The organism is Micromonospora sp. R77 (genome assembly GCF_022747945.1).
GTDB lineage: Bacteria > Actinomycetota > Actinomycetes > Mycobacteriales > Micromonosporaceae > Micromonospora.
Genome location: NZ_JALDST010000001.1, coordinates 3,452,895 through 3,473,330, shown reverse-complemented (window position 1 = coordinate 3,473,330; position 20,436 = coordinate 3,452,895). Strand labels below are relative to the sequence as shown.

At 71.8% G+C, this 20,436-nt stretch carries 17 protein-coding genes; 11 read left to right on the top strand and 6 right to left on the bottom strand.

Translation table 11 applies throughout. From position 1 onward, the window contains the following. The first annotated feature begins 14 nt into the window (after positions 1-14). The 4 genes from MRQ36_RS16280 (at position 15) to MRQ36_RS16265 (ending at position 3,773) form a co-directional block, all read left to right on the top strand. Positions 15-698, top strand: a complete 684-nt coding sequence (locus MRQ36_RS16280; protein ID WP_091434082.1) for a GPP34 family phosphoprotein — start codon at positions 15-17, stop codon at positions 696-698. Positions 699-735: 37 nt separating this feature from the next. Next, positions 736-1,404, top strand: a complete 669-nt coding sequence (locus tag MRQ36_RS16275) for an N-acetyltransferase (RefSeq protein ID WP_242796487.1) — start codon at positions 736-738, stop codon at positions 1,402-1,404. Between the two features lie 288 nt (positions 1,405-1,692). Next, positions 1,693-2,808, top strand: coding sequence for a tetratricopeptide repeat protein (locus MRQ36_RS16270; RefSeq protein WP_242796486.1), 1,116 nt, complete (start codon positions 1,693-1,695; stop codon positions 2,806-2,808). Positions 2,809-3,020: 212 nt separating this feature from the next. Beyond that, positions 3,021-3,773 (top strand): hypothetical protein, encoded by a 753-nt coding sequence (locus tag MRQ36_RS16265; protein WP_242796485.1) that lies wholly within the window; start codon positions 3,021-3,023, stop codon positions 3,771-3,773. Between the two features lie 416 nt (positions 3,774-4,189). On the opposite strand, the gene MRQ36_RS16260 is transcribed toward MRQ36_RS16265, so the two are convergent. Then, positions 4,190-5,659 carry a site-specific integrase gene (locus MRQ36_RS16260; RefSeq protein ID WP_242796483.1) on the bottom strand — a complete coding sequence of 490 codons (1,470 nt, stop codon included), beginning with the start codon at positions 5,657-5,659 and terminating at the stop codon, positions 4,190-4,192. A 274-nt stretch (positions 5,660-5,933) separates the two neighbouring features. Here MRQ36_RS16260 and MRQ36_RS16255 point away from each other — a divergent pair, with 274 nt between their 5' ends. Beyond that, positions 5,934-7,262 carry a hypothetical protein gene (locus tag MRQ36_RS16255; RefSeq protein ID WP_242796481.1) on the top strand — a complete coding sequence of 443 codons (1,329 nt, stop codon included), beginning with the start codon at positions 5,934-5,936 and terminating at the stop codon, positions 7,260-7,262. A 63-nt stretch (positions 7,263-7,325) separates the two neighbouring features. Here MRQ36_RS16255 and MRQ36_RS16250 read toward each other — a convergent pair whose 3' ends face one another. From MRQ36_RS16250 to MRQ36_RS16230, 5 genes are all read right to left on the bottom strand, one after another. Then, a complete protein-coding gene (locus MRQ36_RS16250) occupies positions 7,326-7,694 on the bottom strand; it encodes a DNA-binding protein (RefSeq protein WP_242796479.1) in 369 nt (122 codons plus the stop codon). 237 nt (positions 7,695-7,931) lie between these two features. Continuing rightward, positions 7,932-8,288, bottom strand: a complete 357-nt coding sequence (locus tag MRQ36_RS16245) for a hypothetical protein (protein WP_242796477.1) — start codon at positions 8,286-8,288, stop codon at positions 7,932-7,934. Between the two features lie 352 nt (positions 8,289-8,640). Beyond that, positions 8,641-9,189, bottom strand: coding sequence for a DNA cytosine methyltransferase (locus MRQ36_RS16240; RefSeq protein WP_242796475.1), 549 nt, complete (start codon positions 9,187-9,189; stop codon positions 8,641-8,643). A gap of 108 nt (positions 9,190-9,297) precedes the next feature. After that, on the bottom strand, positions 9,298-10,302 hold the full coding sequence (locus MRQ36_RS16235) for a TRM11 family methyltransferase (protein ID WP_242796473.1): 1,005 nt from the start codon (positions 10,300-10,302) through the stop codon (positions 9,298-9,300). Next, positions 10,286-11,209: a hypothetical protein gene (locus tag MRQ36_RS16230; RefSeq protein ID WP_242796471.1), complete on the bottom strand. Its 924-nt coding sequence runs from the start codon at positions 11,207-11,209 to the stop codon at positions 10,286-10,288. Before MRQ36_RS16230 ends, MRQ36_RS16235 begins: the two co-directional genes overlap by 17 nt. A gap of 862 nt (positions 11,210-12,071) precedes the next feature. Between MRQ36_RS16230 and MRQ36_RS16225 the strand changes: the two genes are divergently transcribed. The 6 genes from MRQ36_RS16225 (at position 12,072) to MRQ36_RS16200 (ending at position 20,236) form a co-directional block, all read left to right on the top strand. Then, on the top strand, positions 12,072-12,956 hold the full coding sequence (locus MRQ36_RS16225) for a hypothetical protein (protein ID WP_242796469.1): 885 nt from the start codon (positions 12,072-12,074) through the stop codon (positions 12,954-12,956). Between the two features lie 648 nt (positions 12,957-13,604). Then, on the top strand, positions 13,605-14,021 hold the full coding sequence (locus MRQ36_RS16220; protein WP_242796468.1) for a pilin: 417 nt from the start codon (positions 13,605-13,607) through the stop codon (positions 14,019-14,021). A 2-nt stretch (positions 14,022-14,023) separates the two neighbouring features. Continuing rightward, a complete protein-coding gene (locus MRQ36_RS16215; RefSeq protein WP_242796467.1) occupies positions 14,024-14,938 on the top strand; it encodes a conjugal transfer protein TrbL family protein in 915 nt (304 codons plus the stop codon). Then, positions 14,935-15,897 carry a PrgI family protein gene (locus MRQ36_RS16210; RefSeq protein ID WP_091434106.1) on the top strand — a complete coding sequence of 321 codons (963 nt, stop codon included), beginning with the start codon at positions 14,935-14,937 and terminating at the stop codon, positions 15,895-15,897. Before MRQ36_RS16215 ends, MRQ36_RS16210 begins: the two co-directional genes overlap by 4 nt. Then, positions 15,894-17,726, top strand: coding sequence for a VirB4 family type IV secretion system protein (locus MRQ36_RS16205; RefSeq protein WP_242796466.1), 1,833 nt, complete (start codon positions 15,894-15,896; stop codon positions 17,724-17,726). Before MRQ36_RS16210 ends, MRQ36_RS16205 begins: the two co-directional genes overlap by 4 nt. 23 nt (positions 17,727-17,749) lie before the next feature. Next, entirely contained in the window at positions 17,750-20,236 is a 2,487-nt protein-coding gene (locus MRQ36_RS16200) for a helicase HerA domain-containing protein (RefSeq protein WP_242801152.1), read from the top strand. Positions 20,237-20,436 lie beyond the last annotated feature (200 nt).

Here is a 20,436-nt window from a genome sequence, read left to right as displayed (position 1 = left end):
AGGGCGGGATCCACATGGCCTCCTCCATCCCCCAGCTGCCGTTGCGGGACGAGTTGTTCCTGCTCGGTCACGACGACGACACCGGCCAGCCACACATCCACCGCCAGGCCCTCGCACTCGGCCTGGCGGGTGCGGTGCTCATCGACCTCTTTCTCGCCGGGCGGATCGGTCTCGACACCACGGACGACACCCAATCGGGCGAGGAGCAGCGGCTGTGGCTGCACCTGGACCGCCCGGTCGGGGACTTGATCGCCGACACCGCCCTGGCCTCCATCCGCTACGCCCACCCGACCCCGCCGCTGCGGAGGTGGCTGCGCGGGTTCGCCGACGACCTGTACGACCGCACCCGCGCCGGCCTGCACGCCGGCGGGATCCTGCGCCACGACGTGCGTCGCCGCCTGGGAGGGCTCGCCCGCACCGACCGCTACCTGCCCACGGACCTCAAGTGGCCGGTCGTCGCCCGCGCCCGGTTGCACTACATCGCCGCCGGCCGTGACCAGCCCGACAACCACACCGCCGCCCTCGGCGGCCTCGTCGCGACCCTCGGCCTGACCAACCACCTGTACCTCGCCGACGACATCGCCACCCTCACCGCGCAGCTACGCACCATTGCCGCGCAGCACCACCGGCAGGTACGCGACATCACCGCCGCGGTCGACGCCGCCGTCGGTGACCTCGCCACCGCCACCTACCGGTAAGCCCGCCCCACCCACCCGCTGCCCTTGGAGGCATCCCATGGACGTCATTCCGCGTATCCGTGCCGCCCGGTGGGCGGACAAGGAACCGGTCGCCGCGCTGATCGCCGACGCCCTGCACTCCGGCCCGCTCGCCCAGTGGCTGGTGCCCGACCCGACCTGCCGGCAGCGGATCCTCACCGACGTGGCGGTGATCTGGGTGGAACACGCCATGTTCTTCGGCGACATCCAGATCATGGACGACCTGAGCGCCGCCGCCATGGGGTTTCACCGCTACCGCAGCATCCCGCCACCGTCGAACTACCACAGCCGACTGGCCGACGCCGCCGGCCCGCACGTGCGGCAGTTCGAACTCCTCGACCAGCTACTCACCCCGGTCCGACCCACCGAACCTCACCACCACCTGGCAGTCCTCGCCGTCCTTCCCGCCGCCCAACGACGCGGCATCGGCAAGGCGATGCTCACCCACCATGAAAGCCGCGTCGACCGCATCGACATGCCCTCGTGGACCGAAATCGCGCCCGACAGCCAGGACCTGTACCGCAAGCACGGCTACCTCCCGAGACCCACGCTCACCCTGCCCGACGGGCCGGTCCTCGTCCCGATGGGCCGCAACCCTCACCCGAACCGCGGCTCCTGGCCCCTGAACACAGCCAGGCCGGCAACCGTCACCGCCCCGGCCCGCGCCCAGTCCGACGCCCAACGCTAGGCCCTGGGTTTCGGTAGCCAGGTCCGGCTAGCACCGCCCCTCTCTGTCGCCGCCCCGCGTCATCGCCCACCCTCTGCGTCGGGCCCACGTCGGGGCGTCCAAGCCGGTCGCCCGCCCGTTGAGGGAGGGCAGCGGCGACCGACGTGGCCGGCGACGACAGCCCCCCACTGTCGTCGCCGGCCACACCCTCCGCTCACATGCGCCGTCTGCGGGTCCCTACGAACTTCACAAATCCGGCGCTGCTCCCACCGCCTGAACGCAACCATGAACCCCCAGGAAGGAACGCCGATGCCGACGCGGACGACCGCCATCCCCGCGTGGACACCCGCCTTCGTCGCCGACGTCGTCGCCGCGACCATCGAACAAGCCGCCGTCCACGGCCTGCACCAAGCGCCCCGGGACGTTGCCCGCAGCCACCACCTGTCGCCCGCGACGGTTGAGGAATGGGTCTCGCGGGCCCGCGCCGTGCAGGCCGCGCCCGTGCCACCCGGCCTCCTGGCCTGCCACACCTGCGCGCGATCCATGATCCTCATCCAGCTGCCCGGCAGCGGCAGGGTCTACCTGTGCGCGCCGTCCTGCGGGCGCACACCGGTGCCGGCCGAGGAGATCCGCGACGCCGTCGCCGCGGTGATCCTGCACCGCACCCCACACCTCGTCCCACCCGGAAAGACGACCCAGGCCGCCTCCTACGCGCTCGGCCCTATCCAACGCGTCACCGTCGGCGCAACCGGCACAGACCTGCACATCACCTGGAGAGCCATCTCCCTACAGGTCACCGGCCCGATGATGGTCATGGCCCAGCGTCTACACCTAGCCCAGCGCCACGCCGCCGACAACAAGCCCGAGCGTGCCATCGACGTCCTGCACAGCGGGCTCCTGCACATCGACCCCACCAGCGGCAGGCTCGCCCTGGACACCGCGACCGCCCGCGCCGCCATGCTCCTGGCCACCCTCACCCTCACCAGCGGCGACCCAGCCGCCGCGCTCCCCTGGGCCCAGTGGGGACACCGCGGCCTGCGCCACCTCCTCCGAGACCCCACCAACCCGGAAGTCCGCGCCGCCCTGCGCGTCCTGGCCGCCACCCACCGCGCCGCCGGGAACCTCACCGCCGCCGCCGACTGCTACAGCGACCTCATCCGCCACCACACCCAAGCCGACGGACCCTACGCACTACCCACCCTCGCCACCCAAGCCACCCTCGCCGTCGTCCTGTACCAACACGGCCACCAGGAACCGGCGCAGCAACTCCTCGCCCGCACCATCGCCGACCACCGCCGTGTCCATCCCCACCACCCCGCCATCGCGCGCATGACAGCCGCCCTGTACCGCATGCACACCACAGCTACCGGCCCGCCGGGGCATCCCCCGCACATCGCAACGTCCGCCACGCCCGGCGCCAGCTAGACCGCCGCGCACCTGACCACCCACCACCGGGACAACCGGCCTGGGCGCACCCGAAACAAATGCGCATCGAAAGGACACCAAACACCTTGCTCCGCACCACCCCCACCACGCGCCGATGGTCGGCAGGACTGATCGCTGGCCTCCTCCTCGCCGGCTGCCAACCCGGACCCGCCAGCCCGACACCGGCCACACCAGCCCCCACGACGCCTCCGATGCCCCCATCCCCGGCACTCGTAGCGACCGCGCCCGGCCTCACCCCACCGCAGCGCCTGCGTCTGCTCGCCGGCACCATCACGGCCGCCCCCGCCGATCGCACCATCGACCTGCCCTACACCTACCTCCACACCCAATCCTGGACTCGTGCCACCAATGTCATCACCCGCTCGGACCTACAGCGCTGGCGCCGCGACGCCGACGACTCCGGCCGTGAGGTGACGCGCCGGCTCCCCGACGTGCGTGGCCTCGCCCACCGTCCGACACCTGACGAGCGCCGCCAGTTCGCCGCTGCCGGGACGAAGACGACGCGATACGTCAGCGGCGAACTCGAGCCCTACCTTCCCGAACCGCTGACCACCGACATCGCCGAGCTTGTTGGTGCGCTGGCCCCACGCGAACTGGCCGGTGAGCCCGCGTACCCGCGCATGCTCGTCCAAGGCGTCATCGGCGTCGCCACCAGCCAGTACCTCAATCAGGAACAGCGCGCAGCCGCACTGGGAGTCCTCGCAGACGTGCCGGCCATCTCCTACCAGGGCGAGCAGACTGACCTCGCCGGACGAACTGGCCTCGGCTTCACCGTGAGTGCTGACAACTCCCAGACGCAGCTCATCGTCCACCCCCGCACAGGCGAGATCCTCTCTGCCCAAGAACGAGTGCACGGCGCGAAGGCGGGCTTGTTCTCCTACGTGCTGATCCTCGAACACGGCCACACCGGCACCGACACCGCAACGCTTGGCGGGCGGCCTTGAGCTGCCCCGTCCGCTCGAGGGCGTACACGGGCGCATCGACTCCGCACGGTGGTGACGTCGCCCTCGACGACGGTCACGTCGTGGCCCGCCAGGTTCGCTCGCCGCCGGGCCGCCAGCCGACCACCGATCTCCACGGCCAGCGCCGACGCGCCAGCGGCCATGAGGGGACCCAGTCACCTGCCCTGCTCTGGGCCCCAATCTCAGAGACGCGCGTACCCGGTCGCAGCCCGCACTCGGCAAGCACCTCATACCCTACGCAGCTACCCCGGCCGAGCTGCCTGAAATTGTCGGGATCATCGTCGAAGCTGCCCGCTGCCTCATCCACTGGCCGTCACCTCTCACGGCGCGAGCGTCGTCCGGAACGACCGAGGCCTCGTAGGAGGGCGGCCTGCTACAGCTCGGCGACGATAGTGGCATCACCCCGCGAGGCAGGGACCGCGGCGCTTCCGGTTGATCTTCTTGGCGACGGCATCTGCGGCGTCCTGGTGCATCCGCTTGGTGACACTCTGGTAGGTGTCACGGGTCAGGGTTGTGGTGGAGTGGCCGAGTTGCTCGGAGACGACCTTGATGTCGACACCGGCGTCGAGGGCGATGGTGGCGGCGCTGTGGCGCAGGTCGTGCAGCCGGATCGGAGGCAGCCCGGCCTTGCGGACAAGCTTGCGGAACCGTTGGGTGACGGCGTTGGGGTGCCACGGCTGTCCGTCGGGGCGGACGAAGAACAGGCCGGTGTCGGGCCATGCGTCGCCGGAGGCGAGTTGCCAGGCGGCGCGGCGGGCCTTGTAGGCGGTGAGGACCTTGGTCGTGTCGGTGTCGAGGGCGACGTCGCGGTTTCCGGCCCTGCTCTTCGGCGGTTTCTGCACGGCGGTGTAGCCGTGGGTGGCGATCTGGTTGTTGATCGTGGTCTCGCGGCGGTGCAACCGCACCTCACTGTCGCGCAGGCCGCACGCCTCACCGCGGCGGGGCCCGCGGTAGGCCATGTAGTGCCACATGGGGTGCAGGTCGGGGGCGTGTACGGCGGCGTAGTCGAGGAACTGCACGACCTGGGCGTCGGTCCAGACCATCACCGGTCCGGGGACCTCGCCGGTGGCCTTCCACCGTTGCACGCGTTCGTCCTCCCACACGATCGGCAGGGGCCTGTCGGCGGGGACCTTGACCAGGGCGGCGGGGTTGGCGCCGACGATGAGTTCGTCGGCGAGGGCGTCGTTGATCGCTTTGCGCAGGCAGGCGCGGATGCGCTGGCGTGTGCTGGCACCAGTGGGTCGCACGCCGGTGACAGACGCGCGGATGGCTGGGTCGGTGCTCGCCTTCGCGGCGGCGATCTCGTCGTTGCGGCGCTCGATGGCGGCGAACATGGCGCGGACGTGGGTGGTGCGCAGCTTGTCCAGCGGGATGTCACCCAGGTGTGGGATCAAGTGGACCCGCGCGATCGATTCGTAGCCGCGGTGCGTGTTCGCGTCGACCGTCAGGTGGGTCAGCCAGCCGGTGAGGTACTCGGCGACGGTGGGCATGTCGGCGAGCGCGCCGTCGCCGCGCAGCCGCTGGCGGATACGGTCGACCTCGGGCAGGGGACGTTTGGCGCGTACGGCGGTTTGCAGCAGGTCGGCGATCTCGGTGCGGCGGCGCCGGTCACCGTCGGCGAGGGCGAGCAGGTCGCGGGCGTGGTCGAGTTCGTCGGCGGCGGCACGGCGGGTGGGAAAGCTGGAGCGGCGTAGCTGCCGGCGCCCGCCGTCGGTGGTGGGTGGTAGTTCGAGCTGGTAGGCCCAGTGGCCGTGGTCGGAGCTCCAGGCACGGTTCGCGCGGCGTAGTTTCGGGCAGTCGTTTCCCAGTGGCTTGCCGGTGTCGGGGTGGCGGCAACCGCAGCGCTTGAAGATGCTTCCGTCTGGCATCGGAGGTGGTGCTCCCGTTCGTCTGGGTGATGGGGCATCGGTTTGGTCGATCGACATCCACGCGTGACCGGCGGCCACGATCAAGTCGCCGCGGTTCCAGGTCCGGTGGGTGGTCCATCCGCTGGGGCCGGTGACCGGCGAAAGTCAGATGCGCCCTGCTGCGGAGTCTGGGATCCTGTCCGGTTCGCGTGAGATCGGGCATGGAGGACGGCCAATGGTGGCGACAGATGACGTGGCGAGGGGCCGAGTGCGGCGCCCACAGCTGCACGCGGCAGTGGGCCAGTTGATGGCGGCGGTGCTCGGCGACTTGGCCGCCCGCGACGGCGTGCCGGTATTCGCGACCGTTCCCGACTTCGGCGAGTGGCACCGCCACGGGCAGGAGTCGTTCGTCGCGATCCGCCGCGGCGCCTGGCAGATGCCGGCTCGGGTCACCGACTACCGGTTCTTGGACACCTTCGCCGAGATCGGGGCGGTGCGGGCCGTCGTGGCCGCCGATGAGGTGCTGCGCTCGCGGGTGGATTGCCTCGTCGGCGTGGAGTTCGCCCTCACGCTCCGGCAACTGGGGTGGACGCTGGTTAAGCACGTCCTCGAACCCATAGTTGCCGCCGTCGGGGGTTACCGGTTCGACCAGGAGGCATTCGACGCCGCGTACAGCAGGTTGGAGGACGGTCTGCTGGCCACGCGGGCGCGGCTGGTCGAGGTGGTCCCGCTGAACGCCTTCACCCCCACCGCGGGCATCGAGGCGGTCACGTTGCCGGACGGCCTGGTGCTGCAAGCGATGAGCGACCGGCAGGTGAGCGCCGCGATCGGCTACCTCGCGGTGCCGATCGCCTTCGCGGGCGGCCCGACCTCGGTGACCGTGTCGCGGTTCCACCAGTGGGCCCTCACCCGCTGCACCTCGTACCCGGTGTGCTCAGCCATGGACGTGCCCGCCCAACCGACGGCGCCGGATTCAGGCGCGCTGGTCGAGCCAGCCAGCCGTCTCGTGACCGCGCTTCGGCTGGTGTGCGGCGGGTCCGTCACCGCGACTCGGGCGATCCGCTGCCCACCGGACGACGACTTTCCCCAGGGACTGGGGCCGACGGCGTCACTGTCGGCGCTACCCACCTTCGACGAAGAGCGACCGACAATCCTTGGGCGAGAGCAGGTTGAGGCGGTGCTCGAGGTGTACGACCTCCTCGCGCGTCCCGCAGTACGGGGGAACCGGGGTCTGCAAACCGCGCTGCGCCGGCTGGTCCTGGCCGGGGCCGACCGGGTACCGACCGACCGGCTCATCGACCTGATCGTCTGCGCCGAAGTGCTGTTCATCAAACTGCCGGGCCTACCAGCGGATCCCCGCAAGCAAGTCAAGATCGTTGACGGAGCGAATGCGCTCCTGGCGGACGACCCTGTCCTGCAGGCGCCGCCCGAGCGACTCGAGGCACTCCTGCGTCTGGGATACCGGCTCCGCAACGACGAGATGCACGGCGACGACCCGAGCAGGCGGGAACTGCATACGCTGACCGGTCAGCCGACAGAGGACCTGTCAGCCGTCGTGGATGACATCGAGCTGGTGTTGCGCCGCGCCCTGGTCGGGCTCCTCTCCGGCGTTGTCGAGCAGTAGTCGGCGCGACTGCACCGGCACGGCATACGGAGCCGCGCATTGGGCGTCCTACCCGCGGCGGGGTCACGGCGGAGGGCTGCAGCCCGTGGTGTCCCTGTCCCCGCCCGAATACCCGCCGTCCTCGTCGGCACCCGCCCCGCCGGTGTCACCAGATGTCGGTACCGGCGGGGAATCGAGGTGCAGTTTCCGCAGGATCGGGGCGGTCGGCACACGGTAGTACGCGCCGGCTCGGAACAGTGGCACCGGGAAGGCGTCGCGGGCGGCCAGCTTGTAGGCCGCCGAGCGGGAGATACCGAGGATGGCGGCGGCGGTGGCGAGATCCGTGGTCGCCCCGAGCGCCAGGATGCGCTCCGTGGTCCAGGTACAAGCTGCGTCGTCGCTGTCGGGGTTGGCGGCAGGGGTGAGGTTGCGGGTTCGTCGTGCTGATCGCATGGGCTTGACTCCTAATCTCGGACCGCCAGCCGCAGGGGCGGTGGGGTCCTGGGTTTCAGACAAGGGCTGGCTCTCCGCAGGCGGCACCGCCGTCACGTCGGACTGGCGGTGCCGCCTGCGGAGCGAGGCCGTGGAGGCACGGAGCACGCCGATGCTGGTTAGCGGGATCTCACTGGCACCCTGGCCTCGACCGGCGCCATCACTGGCCACGTCAATAGGCCAAGGAACCTTCTGCCGTTACCACCTGTGTGGGCACAGCAGCAGCTGCAGGGCGGCGACGGCCTGTTGGGGGACGACGCCGTTGCCGAGGACCCGCAGCGCGCGCGTGCGCGGCAGCCCCAGGTCGGGGCCGGTGACATGGCCTGGGTTGAGGCCCATGAGCCACTCCACAAACGGCGGCGCGAGGACGGGCTTGCCGTGCCGGCCGATCTGCGTGGGTGCCGGTGCGGGCCGGCCGAGCAACAGCTCCCAGCGGGCGACCGCGTCGGCGTAGGCGCCCCACCGCTGCTCGTCGGGCTGCCCGAGCCCAGCAACGGTGGTGCGCAGGTCCGCGCCACCGTCGCCATGCCGCCCAGGACCGCACCCGTCGGACACGCGCGGGGTGGGCAGGAGCCGGGTCGGGACCCGCACCGCCGCGGAAGGGAGAGTCAGGTCGCCGTGTGAGCCGCGCTGCCCAGGGCAACCTTTCTCGCCGTCGGTGGCCCGTGGGGTGGGCAGGAGCACCTGGGATAGCGGGGGCCGAAACCCGGCCCCCGCACGTCGTCCGGGCGTCCCGGTGTCACTCGCCCTGGGGGTGGGCAGCAGACGCCCGCCGTCGGCCCGCGCATGCCGGTGCTCAACGTCGCGTGCGCTGCGCCCCGCGGTGGAGGTGGATAGGAGGCCGTAGGTCGAGCCTGACGGTTCGATGAGGTCGGGCAGCCCGTACGGAAGGCCGGGTCCTTTGCCGTCACGGGCGCACGGTGTCGGCAGCGTCCGCACCTCCTCCCACTCGTCCGGTGGGTGCGGCCAGCAGGAACAGCCGGTCGCGGCGGTGGGCGGCGCCGATGTCGGACGCGCGTAGGCACGTCCAGCTCGTGTCGTACCCGATCGCGGCCAGGTCGGCTTCGACGACGTCGAACCCTCGCCGTAGGAGCGCGGCGACGTTCTCCACGAACACGAGCGGCGGTCGAAGGACGCGAACGGCGTCGACGACGGCACGCCACAGGCTGGAGTGCGCTCCGGTGATGCCGGCGCGCTTGCCGGCATTCGAGATGTCCTGACAGGGGAACCCGGCGGTGAGGACGTCGACGGGTGCGACGCGGGTCCAGTCGACGGTGCGGATGTCACCGAGGTTGGGTGTGTTGGGCCAGTGGTGGGCGCAGACGGTGGCGGCGTGCCGGTCAGTTTCGGCGTACCAGGTGAGCTGGCCGCCGAGCACCAGCTCGACGGCCAGGTCAAGGCCGCCGTAGCCGGTGCACAGCGATCCGATGCGCGGTGCGGGTCGGTGGTCAATCACGCACCTCCGCCGCGTCGAGCGTCGGATCCTCACCGCGCGCCGCCAACCGCAGAATGCGGCAGGTCTGCGCTCGAGAAATGCGGCTCGGGTGGCGGTGGGCAGGCGCACTCACGCGACCACCCCTCCCCCGAGGGTGTCCTTTGGGCTTTCTACATCCGAATCGGTCTGGCTCTTGATGAACACGAGGACGTCCTCGTGGGCGATCAGGTGCATGGGGGTGCCGGCGGCCCGGGCCTTACGGACGGCCTGGAGTTGGAAGAACGACGGGCGGGCGACGAGCCCGCCGTCGCGCACGGCGGCGAGCAGCGCCACGCACCGGTCGACGGGGGTGAGGCCGGCCCTAATGCCGGCGCCGATGACCGCGCTGGGCAGGTCGACCAGTTCACCGTGCTTGCGCCACGGTCGGGCGGTCACCACGACGACCCCACCGGGCTTGAGGAGGGTGTGGCAACCGGCGAGGATCTGGGCGAACCCGTCGGCGAGGCCGGTGAGGTCGCGGTAGGCGAGGTTCCCGCGGTCGGTGCCGTCGTTATAGGCGTTGTCGAACTTCGCCACCCCGTCCGCGCCGGGCCGGACCAGGCCGTGCACGGTCGGCCCGTACGGCGGGGAGGTCACGACGAGGGCGACCTGCCCGGCCAGGGCTCCGGGTACGAGCGACAGGATGCTGGTGGCGTCGCCGCGGATGACGCCGGCCCGGCCGGTCGCGCCCTGGGTGTGGGCGTGTGTGATGTTGGCGTCGGCGATGTCGGACCAGCGGGACTCGTACTCCACCCCGATCGCGTCGCGGCCGGCGTGGATCGCCTCGACCAGGGTGGTGCCGATCCCGCACATCGGGTCGAGCACCAAGTCCCCCGGTTGGGTGTAGGCGGTCACGGCGTGCGCGGCGATCGCCGGGAGCATCCGCGCCGGGTGCTGCACCGACTCGCGGACGTACCGACCGCGGCGCTGGACCGGTCCGGTGGACTGGGCGGTCGCCCACACCGACAGGCCCTCCGGCCCAGGAGCAGCCCGATGACGTCCGACCGGGCTGACGCTCGTGGCGGCAGTCGGCGTGCTCTGCTCGTCGGGCTCGGCCGGGGCGGCGTCTGCGCGGTGCTTAGCCACGGCGACCACCGCCCTCACGCCCGCCCCGTCGACGCCGGGCGTGGCCCTGGCCCTGGGCCTGACTGAAGACCATCAGGTCCGCGTGGACCCGCAGGTGCGCCACCTGCCACCGCTGGTCGACAGCGGTGGTGAGGGTGAGCAGTTCCTCGTCGATGACGTGGTAGACGAACGCGTCCCCGTCGGTGTCGGCGGTGACCGCGACAAGGTGTTGCAGGTAGCCCAGTCCGACGCCAGCGGCGGCCTCGACCACGCCGGAGAAGTCCTCCGGGCCGGCGGTGGTGCCGGCCGGGACGGTGACGACGAGGATCAGGCAGCCACCCGGCTCCAGCAGCTGGGCGCAGCCGGTCAGCAGCCACGCCAGCCGCACCCGGTTGGCGGCGGCGTTGGGGTCGAGGGGCCAGCAGGCGACCACGAGACTGGTCGCCTGCTGCAGGGAGCCACCGAGCGGCAGGCCGGCGCCCGTGTCGGCCGGTGGGTGCAGGTCCGGGTCGGTGAGGTCGTCCCCGAACCAGGCCCCCATCTCCGGCAGGTCCTCGTCGGCGTCCGCGTCGCCGGTGGTGCCGGCGGGCGGGACCGCAGTGGCCGGGCCGATCATCAGGCTGGACGCGTCGGTGAACCACGCCGGGTGGTGACGGCGCGCCCCAGCCGCGCAGGCCTGGATGAGGGCGTAATCGGTAGTGAGGTCGACGACCGCCTCACCGGGGCGGCTGTAGGCGGCGATGAGACGGCCGGCCAGTCGGGTGCCGATGCTGCGTCCGGCGTCGCCCGGGGTGCGGGCGGTGCGCCAGACGGTGAGCGGTACCGGCGGGTCACCGGCGACCAGGTCGGTCGGCGTCGGGTCGACCCCGGCCAGCGGGCCGGTGTCGACGATGGGATCGTGCTGCGGGTTGTGGTGCTGCGGCGTGTGCTCGCTCATGTGGTGTCGGCTCCGCGCCGCGCCGTGGTGCGCTGACACCCTCAAACCGGTGTTTGTCAGCTGTGGCGAACACCTGCCGACCTCACGGTGATCTCACGAATGTCTGACAGCCGATTCCTGTCCGCTCGGCTGGCCCCGGGGACGCGGGATGATCCGGCGGTCGCCGGCTCGATCGAGCCGGGGTCGGCGTCGTGAGATCGTCACAGCGCTCGGCCACCCCCGGCTGTCAGACATGCACGGTCACGACCACCTCGACCATGACCGCAACTTGCGTCGATGACACGGGGGCGCTGGCCAGTCTTGTCAGATCGCCGTCCGGTGTCCCGGACGGCAGCGGCGTCTGTCCCGGACGGCGGCAGCGTCACCGAGGACACCGGTGCCGGATTGTCATCGGAGGCGGCGGCCGTGTCAGACCGTCCCCACGCCGAACGAACGCTGTCAGACGGCGCGGGCCGCCGCGGCGCGCGGGGTGACGATGACATTCGGCGGCGGTGTCAGCCGGTCGCGATCTGACACCGTGCCGCCCGCGGGGCGCTGTCAGACGCTGTGAGACCGGCAGTGCCCCCGTTGTCAGGCCGCTCGGCGGTGTCATGTCCCTCGCGGCCTTGTCCCGTGTCCGCCGCCTCCTGTCGTGTCAACGCGCAGGTCAACGCGGTTTGTCAGAACGGTGAAGCACGCCGACGCCGGTCGTCAGTCAGCGGATGGCCGGGGCGGCCGACGCCGTCGAACCGGCTAATTCATGCCTGCCGGCCTGCGCTGTCAGGGGCCGGTGAGACCCCGGTGGCGCAATGGCGGTCAGACGCGCCGGCCACCCCGCTCCGGCCCGTCATCGACATTCGTCTCCGACATGGGAGTTCGTGACATGACCGCGTCCGCCAAGGACTGGCCCGACTCGCCGCTGGACGCCGTGGACACCGCGTTCGCCGACCTGACCTGCGACCCCGACCCGTTGTCACTGGACCTCGACCCGCTGGCCGACCAACTCGGCGCTGACAGCGGTCTGCCTGGCGGTGTCATCGACCTGCCGGCGTTGCGGCAGTGGCTGCTGGAACATCCCCGCGCCTACACGGCGCGGGACGTGGTGTGGCGGGAGCTGGTCCGCCGCGCCCGCCTCGACGGACCCGCCTGGGTCATCGCCGCGGTCGCCCTGGCGATGCCGGCGCTGCGCCGCTACGCCGGCCGGCTGCACACCGGCTGGGCCGGCGACGCCCACGACCTGGACGCCGAGATCCTCACCGGCTTCCTGACCGCCCTGCGCGACCGGGTCGACCTGGCCAAACCAGCGCCGTACGCGGCGCTGTGCATGGCCGCGTGGCGGGCCGGCCACGAACTGCGGCAACGTGACGGCGCCGAGGCTGTTCCGGTGGACGACCTCGAACACGTCACCGGCTCCCGCACGCCGAAGCGGCCGTACGGGCATCCAGACCTCCTCGTACGCCGGGCGGTCGAGTTGGGCATCGTGGACGAGTGCGATGAGCAGCCCTACATCGACGTGCGGCTGGGCCACCGGGCCATCGAACCCATCGCCGCCCGCCTCGGCCTAGAGGTCGACACGCTGCGGCGACGTGTGGAGCGCATCGATGTCCGCATCGCCGACGCGCTCGCCACCGGGATGCTCACCGAGGCGACCTCATCCCGGGCGCGGGAAGACCTCGCCGTGGCGGCCGAGCGACGGCAGCACATCCGGGCCGCCCGCGGCGGCAGCGCTCGGCACCCTGCGGCGCAGGTGACGCTGGCAGCCGCCTGACCGCCGACCATCCCGCAGGCTCTCTGCTCGCGGGCCCGACCATCTGGTCGGGCCCGCGAGCGTGTGCGACGAACCCGCCACTTCCCACCGTTGCTACCGGCCCTCACCCCGGTGCGGGGAAACCCGCCGTGGCCGTTGCCAAGCGGGTCTGACGGATCTCCCACGGATCTGACAGCGGCCCCGGCGGGGTGTTGATCCGGCGGCTGTGAGATTCCGGCGCCGACGCCGACGGCGAGGTCCGCCACCAGCGGCACGATCGTCGGACAGGCCGCTGACCAGGGCTGTCAGAGGTCTGTGAGGTCGTGTCGGAGCGCTGTGGGATCGGCAGGTGTTCGCCACAGCTCACAAACGCCGGTTTGAGGGTGCGGAACTCCTCCGACGCCACCACGGCGTCAGGCAGGGGGTTGATTCCGCCCGCCGCCGGGCCGGGAGGCCAGGTCGGCACGGGACCGGGCGACCTCGGGTGCCGCGCCACGTTGATGCGCTGACACCTCATCGATCATCGCCAACCCGAACGGGAGGACGAGCTCCTCCCGAGGTTCACCACGGTTCCCGGCCGACGTGTCTTTCCCGAGCCCGGCGGCGGCTCTCCGCCCACCGTTTCGACGAATCGCCCCGGCGCGAGCCGGGGCGGGAGGTGCAGCCATCATGTTCCGCCCGCTGTTGGCACGTTCCCGTGCCCTGACCACCGCCCTCTCCCACACACCGATGACGACCCGCGCGCTTCGCCTCGTCGCCCGGGTCGCCGCGCCCGCCGCGGCGGCTGCTGTGGTGACGCTGGCCGTGCCGGCCGTCGCTTACGCCGACCCCGGCGGCCCGGTCGTCCTGGCCGCCAACGACCTGCCCACCGTCATCGCCAACCTGCAGACCTGGGTGATGGGCATCCTGGCAGCCGTCGCCACCCTGTTCCTGGTCCTGGCCGGCGTGTACTGGGCCACCGCCGGCGGCGACCCGGCCCAGGTCGACAAGGCCAAGGGCGCACTGAAGAACGCCCTGATCGGCTACGGCCTGGCCGTGCTCGCGCCCATCCTGCTGGAGGTCGTCCAGGGAATCGTCGGAGGCTGACGATGGCCTGGGCGCTCAACCAGATCCTCGACTGGTTCGCCGGCCTGCTGCTGGACTGTCTGAACGGGCTCATCACCGCGATCACCCACGCGCTGCTGATCACCCCGGACGTCACCAGCCTGCCGCAGGTGCAGGCCCTCACCGGACGGTCGATCTGGGTCGTCGACACCGTCTTCGTCCTGGTGTTCGTCGCCGCCGGTGTCCTGACCATGGTCGCCGGCGGCGACGAACGCGCCCGCTACACCGCCAAGGACCTCCTGCCGCGGTGCGTCGTCGGGTTCGTCACCGCCCACTTCTCCCAACTGATCGCCGGCGCGCTCATCGAGTACGCCAATGCGTTCACCACCGCACTGACCGCGCAGGACTTCAACGGCGACGGGGCCCTCGACGCCGTCAAGACCCACCTGATGGCCGCGCGTGACCAGACCGCCGGTCTGCTGTTCGTCGTCTGCCTGGCGATCATCGTGTTCCTGCTCGCCGCCACGGCCTGCAGTGTGATCGTCCGCTTCGCGGTCGCGCTGGTGCTCACCGCGGTCGCGCCGATCGCGCTGGCCTGCCACGCGCTGCCGCAGACCGACGGCGTGGCCCGCCTGTGGTGGCGGTCGTACGTCGCCATGCTGGCGATCCCGGTGGTGCAGGCGTTCGTGTTGTTCGCCGGCCAGTGGATGCTGCTGGATACCAGCACCATGCTGCCGCTGCTGGGCCTGCCGGTCGAACCGGGTGGAGTGCTCAACCTGTTCGTCGTGATGGTCCTGCTGTGGACCACGCTCAAGGTGCCGGGTCTGATGCGCCGCTACGCCACCAGCGGCGCAGGCGGGCGTGGCGGCAACGTGCTCGGCGCGGTCGTGCGGGTCGTCGTGGTGCAGCAACTCACCCGCGGGCTGCGCATCCCCGGCCTTGGGGCGGTGCGACGATGAGCCGCGCCCGCCGCGACGAACAGGCCGTCACCGCCCGCATGCCCGCCGACGTGGACGCGCCGGACAAGGTGCTCTACGGGCTGACGTTCCGGCAACTCGCGATCCTCGCCGTCGCCGCCGTCATCTTTTACGGCGCTTGGCGCGCCCTGCACGCGATCGTGCCCGCACCGGTGCTACTCGGCGCCGCGGTTGTTCTCGGCGGCCTGGTGTTCGGCCTCGCTGTCGGCCGCCGCGACGGCCTGCCCATGGACGTGTGGCTGGCCTCCGCGGTGCGCCACTCCCGGGCGCCGCGCGCTTTGTCCACCACCGACACCACCGCGAAGACACCCGACTGGGTGCAGGCCCCGGCGTCGAAGGTGATGCTGCCGGCGCCGCTGAAACTGCCCGCCGACGCCATCGACGACCACGGGGAGATCAGCCTCGACGGTGTGAAGGCGGCGATGGTCGCGGCAACCAGCGTCAACCTCGCTCTGCGCACCGCCGACGAGCAGGCCGCCCTGGTCGACACCTTCGGCCGGTGGCTCAACAGCCTGTCCACGCCGACGCAGATCGTGGTGTCGGCGCAGCCGGTCGACCTGCGCTCCGCCGCCCGCACCCTAGCGCGGGCGGCGGACGAGATGCCGCACCCGGCTCTCGCCGACGCGGCAGCCGATCACGCCCGGTTCCTCGACGACCTCGCCGAACGGCGGGATCCGCTGCGCCGGCAGGTCCTCATCGTCACCCGCACCAACTCCGGTGAGCGCGGTGAACACGCTGCCCGGCGCCGCGCCGATCAGACGGTCCGGTCGCTAGCCGGGCTGGGCGTCACCACCCGCGCCCTCGACGGCCACGCCACGACCGCCGCCCTGGCCGCTGCGGCGGACCCCTACCGGCCGCCCCGCCCCGGCGGCCTCGCCGCCCCCGACACCACCATCACCGCGCCTCCGGCGAGGAGGCCACGTACCAGGAGGACATCATGATCTTCGTCAAGCGCCGACATGCCCCGATCGACGACAGCACCAGCCCGCCGTCCGCAGGACTCGCGGCGACGGTGGCCCCGGCCTCGGTGGAGGTGACGCCGCGGTTCCTGCGGGTCGGGGACGGCTACGCGGCCACCCTGGTGGTGACTGGGTATCCGGCCGAGGTCGGGCCGGCGTGGCTGGAGCCGCTGCTGTCCTGGCCAGGCCGCCTCGACCTGGCCCTGCACATCGACCCGATCCCCGCACCGGTGGCGGCGTCGCGGCTGCGCAACCAGCGGGCCCGGTTCGAGTCGTCCCGGCGGGCGGACGAGCAGAAGGGCAAGCTGGCCGACCCGTACGTGGAGGCCGCCGCCGACGACGCCGCCGACCTCGCCGAACGCCTCGCCCGCGGGGCGGCGAAGCTGTTCCGCGTCGGCCTGTACCTGACCGTGCACGCCCGCACCGAGGCCGAACTCCTCGACGCGTGCGCGCAGGTGAAGGCCGCCGCCGCCTCCACGCTGATCGAGGTGCAACCCGCGACGTGGCGGCACCTGCCCGGCTGGACCACCACCCTCCCCTTGGCGACCGATTCGCTGCAGATGCGCCGCACCATGGACACCCAGGCCCTGGCCGCCGCGTTCCCCCTCGCCAGCGCGGACCTGCCGGCACCGCTGCCCGGCGACCCCGCCACCACCGGCGGCGTGCTCTACGGGGTCAACCCGGACTCCCAGGGCATCGTCTGGTGGGACCGCTGGAGCTGCGAGAACCACAACAGTGTGATCTTGGCCCGCTCCGGCGCCGGGAAGTCCTACTTCGTCAAACTCGACATCCTCCGCCAGCTCTACCAGGCGGTGCAGGTCGCCGTCGTCGACCCGGAGGACGAATACCTCCGGTTGGCCGACGCGGTCGGCGGCACCATCGTGCGACTCGGCGCCCCCGGCGTGAAGATCAACCCCCTCGACCTGCCGGCCGGGGACACCCGCCCGGACGTGCTCACCCGCCGCGGCCTGTTCCTGCACACCCTTATCGCGGTGCTGCTGGGGCAGCTGCCGCCGCCGGCCGAGCGCGCCGCCCTGGACCGGGCGATCCTGCAGGTGTACCGGCAGGCGGGCATCACCGCCGACCCGTCCACCCACCACCGGCCCGCGCCGCTGCTGCGCGATCTGGCCGCGACCCTACGGGCCGACGACAACGCCGCCGCCCACGAACTGGCCGCCCGACTCGCCCCGTGGGTGGCCGGCTCGTTCTCCGACCTGTTCGACTCACCGACCACGACCCGCCCGCAGGGGCACCTCGTCGTCTGGAGCCTGCGAAACCTGCCAGACGAACTGCGCGCCGTCGGCACCCTCCTCGCCCTGGACGAGATCTGGCGGCAGGTCGACCTCCCACCCCAACACCGGCGGTCCCACGAAGGATCCCGCCCGCAAGGCCGGCGGCTGGTCGTGGTGGATGAGGCGTGGCTGCTGATGCGCGACGGGGAAGGCGCCCGGTTCCTGTTCAAGATGTCCAAGGCCAGCCGGAAGCGCAACGCCGGCCTGTCGGTCATCACCCAGGACGTCGCAGACGTGCTCGGCACCGACCTCGGCCACGCCGTCGTGTCGAACGCGGCCACGCAGGTGTTGCTCAAGCAGGCACCGCAGGCCATCGACCAGGTCGCCGACGCGTTCGGCCTGACCGTCGGGGAGCGGCGGATGCTGTTGTCTGCCCGGGTCGGGCACGGCCTGCTGATCTCCGGTACGAACCGGACCGCGTTCGAGTCGATCTCCTCGCAGACCGAACACCTTCTCGCGACCACGAAGCCGTCCGACCTGGCCGACCTCGACTCCGACGACGGGGAGGAGGCCCTGTGACACCCCTGCATGCCTTTTCGCCGATGCCGGCGCCCAGCCCGTCCGGGCCGGGCGCCGGTCTCATCTCTCCGCCGGGCGCGCCCGCGCGGTGGGTTCTGCACGCCGCGGAGTGGGCGGCCGGCCGGCCGTGGTTGCTCGGCGTCGCCGCCTCCCTGCTCGTCGCCTATGTCGCCGGGCGCAACCTCCTCGACGGGTGGCGGCACCGCCGCCACACCGACGGCGCCCGCCTCGTCACCGTCGCCCCACCGCCGGAGGTCGACCCGCACAGCGCCGCCGCGCTGTGGGCGAACCTGCACGGCACCCTCACTCCGTCCCGCCGACGCCGGCTGCTGTACGGCGCCCCGCACGTGGTGTGGCACTACACCTGGACCGGCCGCCAGCTACTCATCAGCATCTGGGTGCCCGGCAGCGTGCCGCACGGGGCGGTCGAGGCCGCCGTGCGGGCCGCCTGGCCCGGCGCCGCCTGCACCACCGACGACCAGGCGTCACCGCCGATCCCGCTCGACGTGCCCGCCGCCGTCGGCGGGCACCTGCTGCCGACGGCCGCCGAGTGGCTGCCTTTCGAAACCGACCACGACAACGACCCGCTCCGAGCACTCATGTCGGCCGGGTCGCAGCTCAAACCGGACGAGTACGCCTGCGTGCAGGTCCTCACCCGCCCCGCCACCCCACGCCGCGCCGCACGAGCTCGCCGCGCCGCCGGCCGGCTCCGCGACGGCAAGACCGCCGTACCGGCCATCAATCCCGCCGCCCCACTCCTGTGGCTCATCGAGGCGTTCCTACCTGGCCGCACCGCCACCGCCCGCAGCGGCGGCCAGCCAGCCAGCCGCCGGGACCCCGGCGTGGAGAGGGACGTGCGGGCGATCCTCGACAAGACCACCCACCCGCTGTGGACGATCGGCATCCGCTACGCCATCGCAAAGAACAACCACCGCGGCGGGTCCCGGCCGGAGGCCAGGCTGCGCGGTGTCGCGGACGCGGTCGCCTCGTCGTTCGCCGTGTACGCCGGCCGCAACCGCCTCGCCCACCGGGCGCGGATGGCGCAACCGGTGGCCGTGCTGGCCACCCGGCGGCTCGGATCCGGGTTCCTGGCCTCCACCCCCGAGCTGGCCGTCCTCGCGGCGCTGCCGCGGGATCTGGCCGTGCCGGGGTTGGATCGGGCGCGGGCGAAGTCCATGCCCGCCCCGGTGGCGGTGCCGACCGGCGGCCGCGGGATGAAGGTCCTCGGCGACGCCGAAGTCGGTGGCCACGCGGTGGCCCTGTCCGTCGCCGACGCGAGGTATCACATGCATGTGGTCGGATCGACGGGCTCCGGGAAGACGACCCTGCTGGTCAACATGGCCGTCGAGGACATCAAAGCCGGCCGGGGCACCGTGGTCATCGACCCGCACGGCGACATGGTCCTGGACATCCTCGACCGGCTTCCCGCCAGCGTCGCCGGGCGGGTGGTGCTGTTCGACCCCGACCAGCCCAACCCGCCCACCCTCAACCCGCTATCCGGCAGCGACCCAGACCTGGTCGTGGACAACCTCGTGTCGATCTTCGGGAACATCTTCGCGAAAGCGTGGGGGCCCCGGATGGACGACGTCATGCGAGTGGCCTGCCTGACCCTGCTGCGACACGCCAACGTCACCCTCCAACACATCCCGCCCCTGCTCAACTCGGCACAGTTCCGGTCGGCGATGACCGTCGGCCTGGACGACCCGGCCGGCCTGTCCGGGTTCTGGCAGTGGTACGACGACCTCAACCCGGCCCTGCGCTCCCAGGTCATCGGCCCCGTCCTGGCCCGCCTGCGGGCGTTCCTCCTGCGGGACTTCGTCAAGCGCACCATGCGCTACCCCCGGTCCAGCTTCGACATGGGCACAGTCCTCGACGGTGGGGCGCTGCTGGTACGCATCCCAAAGGGGCAGTTGGGTGAGGACACCAGCAAGCTGCTCGGCTCCCTCGTCCTGGCGCAGGTGTGGCAGGCCGCGACCGCCCGCGCCGCCGTGCCGGCGGACAAACGCCGCGACGCTACGTTGATCATCGACGAGTGTCAGAACTTCCTGACCCTCGCCAACAGCCTGGACTCAATGTTGGCGGAGGCGCGGAAGTACCGACTGTCGATGGTCCTCGCCCACCAGGACCTCGCCCAGTTCCCGAAGGACCTCCTGGCAGCGGCGTCGGCGAACGCCCGCAACAAGCTGTACTTCTCCGTCGCCCCGGAAGACGCCCGCGTCCTGGCGAGGCACACCCTGCCCGAGCTCGATGAGCACGACCTGACGCACCTGGACGCCTACACCGCTGTCGGGCGCCTGGTCGTCGGCGGGCGGCAGACGCCGGCGTTCACCCTCAAGACCCGGCCGCCGAAGCCGGCCGTGGGCGAGGCGACGGCGATCCGTCAGGCCGCGGCGCAGGCGGTTCCGGCGCAGGACACCAGCGCGATCGACGACCTCGTCGACCGGTTCTCGGCCCGCCCCGACGACAACCGCCGGTCCCGAGGCAAGAGCGCTCCGAAGGCGAACACCTGAACGCCGCAGGACGGTTGAAGCAAGATCGACAGATCGGTCGACCGAGGTCGACCGAGTCCCGGTCGCCCCTTCCGTGCGGGCTTCACCAGCCCTTCACCACCGATCACCACACCGCACTGACAGATCCGGCCGTCCGGGTCTGTCAGTGCCGCTCACCGGCCGTGTCCAGCCTCCGGTGACCACCTCACCGAACTCAGACA

Coding starts and splice junctions, on each gene's coding strand:
- MRQ36_RS16280 (WP_091434082.1), top strand. CDS start 15: ATGGCCTCCTCCATCCCCCAGCTGCCGTTGCGGGACGAGTTGTTCCTG.
- MRQ36_RS16275 (WP_242796487.1), top strand. CDS start 736: ATGGACGTCATTCCGCGTATCCGTGCCGCCCGGTGGGCGGACAAGGAA.
- MRQ36_RS16270 (WP_242796486.1), top strand. CDS start 1,693: ATGCCGACGCGGACGACCGCCATCCCCGCGTGGACACCCGCCTTCGTC.
- MRQ36_RS16265 (WP_242796485.1), top strand. CDS start 3,021: ATGCCCCCATCCCCGGCACTCGTAGCGACCGCGCCCGGCCTCACCCCA.
- MRQ36_RS16260 (WP_242796483.1), bottom strand. CDS start 5,659: ATGCCAGACGGAAGCATCTTCAAGCGCTGCGGTTGCCGCCACCCCGAC.
- MRQ36_RS16250 (WP_242796479.1), bottom strand. CDS start 7,694: ATGCGATCAGCACGACGAACCCGCAACCTCACCCCTGCCGCCAACCCC.
- MRQ36_RS16230 (WP_242796471.1), bottom strand. CDS start 11,209: ATGAGCGAGCACACGCCGCAGCACCACAACCCGCAGCACGATCCCATC.
- MRQ36_RS16225 (WP_242796469.1), top strand. CDS start 12,072: ATGACCGCGTCCGCCAAGGACTGGCCCGACTCGCCGCTGGACGCCGTG.
- MRQ36_RS16220 (WP_242796468.1), top strand. CDS start 13,605: ATGTTCCGCCCGCTGTTGGCACGTTCCCGTGCCCTGACCACCGCCCTC.
- MRQ36_RS16215 (WP_242796467.1), top strand. CDS start 14,024: ATGGCCTGGGCGCTCAACCAGATCCTCGACTGGTTCGCCGGCCTGCTG.
- MRQ36_RS16210 (WP_091434106.1), top strand. CDS start 14,935: ATGAGCCGCGCCCGCCGCGACGAACAGGCCGTCACCGCCCGCATGCCC.
- MRQ36_RS16205 (WP_242796466.1), top strand. CDS start 15,894: ATGATCTTCGTCAAGCGCCGACATGCCCCGATCGACGACAGCACCAGC.
- MRQ36_RS16200 (WP_242801152.1), top strand. CDS start 17,750: ATGCCGGCGCCCAGCCCGTCCGGGCCGGGCGCCGGTCTCATCTCTCCG.